The organism is Marisediminitalea alba, assembly GCF_002993365.1.
GTDB classification, from domain to species: Bacteria; Pseudomonadota; Gammaproteobacteria; order Enterobacterales; family Alteromonadaceae; genus Alteromonas; species Alteromonas alba.
In genome coordinates, this window is sequence record NZ_PVNP01000218.1 from 1 (window position 1) to 2,481 (window position 2,481).

The window sequence follows — 2,481 nt, forward strand, 5'->3', positions numbered from 1 at the left end:
ACGATCTCTAGCTGTTCTGAGAGGAAGATCAGCCACACTGGGACTGAGACACGGCCCAGACTCCTACGGGAGGCAGCAGTGGGGAATATTGCACAATGGGGGAAACCCTGATGCAGCCATGCCGCGTGTGTGAAGAAGGCCTTCGGGTTGTAAAGCACTTTCAGTTGTGAGGAAAGGTTGGTAGTTAATACCTGCCAGCTGTGACGTTAACAACAGAAGAAGCACCGGCTAACTCCGTGCCAGCAGCCGCGGTAATACGGAGGGTGCGAGCGTTAATCGGAATTACTGGGCGTAAAGCGCACGCAGGCGGTTTGTTAAGCTAGATGTGAAAGCCCCGGGCTCAACCTGGGATGGTCATTTAGAACTGGCAGACTAGAGTCTTGGAGAGGGGAGTGGAATTCCAGGTGTAGCGGTGAAATGCGTAGATATCTGGAGGAACATCAGTGGCGAAGGCGGCTCCCTGGCCAAAGACTGACGCTCATGTGCGAAAGTGTGGGTAGCGAACAGGATTAGATACCCTGGTAGTCCACACCGTAAACGCTGTCTACTAGCTGTTTGTGAATTTAATTCGTGAGTAGCGAAGCTAACGCGCTAAGTAGACCGCCTGGGGAGTACGGCCGCAAGGTTAAAACTCAAATGAATTGACGGGGGCCCGCACAAGCGGTGGAGCATGTGGTTTAATTCGATGCAACGCGAAGAACCTTACCTACACTTGACATGCAGAGAACTTTCCAGAGATGGATTGGTGCCTTCGGGAACTCTGACACAGGTGCTGCATGGCTGTCGTCAGCTCGTGTCGTGAGATGTTGGGTTAAGTCCCGCAACGAGCGCAACCCTTGTCCTTAGTTGCCAGCATTTAGTTGGGCACTCTAAGGAGACTGCCGGTGACAAACCGGAGGAAGGTGGGGACGACGTCAAGTCATCATGGCCCTTACGTGTAGGGCTACACACGTGCTACAATGGCAAGTACAGAGGGAAGCGAGACAGTGATGTGGAGCGGACCCCTTAAAGCTTGTCGTAGTCCGGATTGGAGTCTGCAACTCGACTCCATGAAGTCGGAATCGCTAGTAATCGCAGGTCAGCATACTGCGGTGAATACGTTCCCGGGCCTTGTACACACCGCCCGTCACACCATGGGAGTGGGATGCAAAAGAAGTAGTTAGTCTAACCTTCGGGAGGACGATTACCACTTTGTGTTTCATGACTGGGGTGAAGTCGTAACAAGGTAACCCTAGGGGAACCTGGGGTTGGATCACCTCCTTACGTAAAGTCGTTGGACGACTTAATGTAGTGCCTACACAGATTGTTTTGTTATGAAATAAAGAACGACCAAGATTTACTCGTAAGGGAAATCACTGGGGCTATAGCTCAGCTGGGAGAGCGCCTGATTTGCATTCAGGAGGTCAGCAGTTCGATCCTGCTTAGCTCCACCACTCTTTAGCTTTGTTAGTTTACTAACACTAAAAAGAGCAGGCTTGTAGCTCAGCTGGTTAGAGCGCACCCCTGATAAGGGTGAGGTCGGCAGTTCAAGTCTGCCCAAGCCTACCAATTCTACCTGGTTTCGCCATTTTCAATCGCTGCGATACTCATGTGCTGGCGCACACTGCGTTTCTCGCGTTGAAACTGCCTTTACCATGCGAATTGGCTGATGTGTAAGAGTCTTAATCAATAACATACGTTATTGATTAAGGTTTTTAAACCTTAAATCTGTTCTTTAACAATTTGGAAAGCTGATATTAGTAATCAATCAATATTGAGTAACTGAGAGAATTAGCAGTAAGTTTCGTTTTAACAACTAAGCGTACTGTGAGTCCTCCTTGCGCAAAAGTCGACAAAAAACGTCGATTTTGCACGAGAGCTACTCTACTTGACGAAAGTGTAGCAAGAAGGCAATTGTACACAACTGAGTGTACTGTATGTCCTACTTGCGCAAAAGTTTCCATCATCGCTGAGGCGATAATGAAAATTTTGCACGAAGATTAGACAGTCATGCATACAACAGTGCTTTAATGCACACCTGACTCCGGATAAAAAGGCGGAGGCAAGGCGCAACGCAGTCCATCCTTTTAGCGTGTCGCACGCTTTGGATTGAGTTGTAACGGCTATGGACACTTATGAGTCATGTCAATAAGTGGAAATAGCGACTGATGAGATGTTTTTTGCTGCAAAGAGTACTTTTGGTCCTCCTTGCGCAAAAGTCGACAAATAACGTCGATTTTGCACTCAAAAGCTATTTAGGGTTGTATGGTTAAGTGACTAAGCGTATACGGTGGATGCCTTGGCAAATAGAGGCGATGAAGGACGTGTAAGTCTGCGAAAAGCTGTGGTGAGCTGACAAAACGCATTTGAGCCACAGATGTCCGAATGGGGAAACCCACCTGTTTACAGGTATCTGCAACTGAATACATAGGTTGTAGAGGCAAACGAGGGGAACTGAAACATCTAAGTACCCTTAGGAAAAGAAATCAACCGAGATTCCCT

At 48.3% G+C, this 2,481-nt stretch carries 2 tRNA genes and 2 rRNA genes (1 of these 4 only partly in view); all 4 read left to right on the plus strand.

Annotated elements, in window-relative coordinates:
• Positions 1-1,263, plus strand: a 16S ribosomal RNA gene (locus tag C6Y40_RS23835); the annotation flags it as partial.
• Between the two features lie 94 nt (positions 1,264-1,357).
• Positions 1,358-1,433, plus strand: a tRNA-Ala gene (locus C6Y40_RS23840).
• A 38-nt stretch (positions 1,434-1,471) separates the two neighbouring features.
• A tRNA-Ile gene (locus C6Y40_RS23845) sits at positions 1,472-1,548 on the plus strand.
• Positions 1,549-2,246: 698 nt separating this feature from the next.
• A 23S ribosomal RNA gene (locus C6Y40_RS23850) occupies positions 2,247-2,481 on the plus strand (its annotated part continues 1,310 nt past the right edge of the window); the annotation flags it as partial.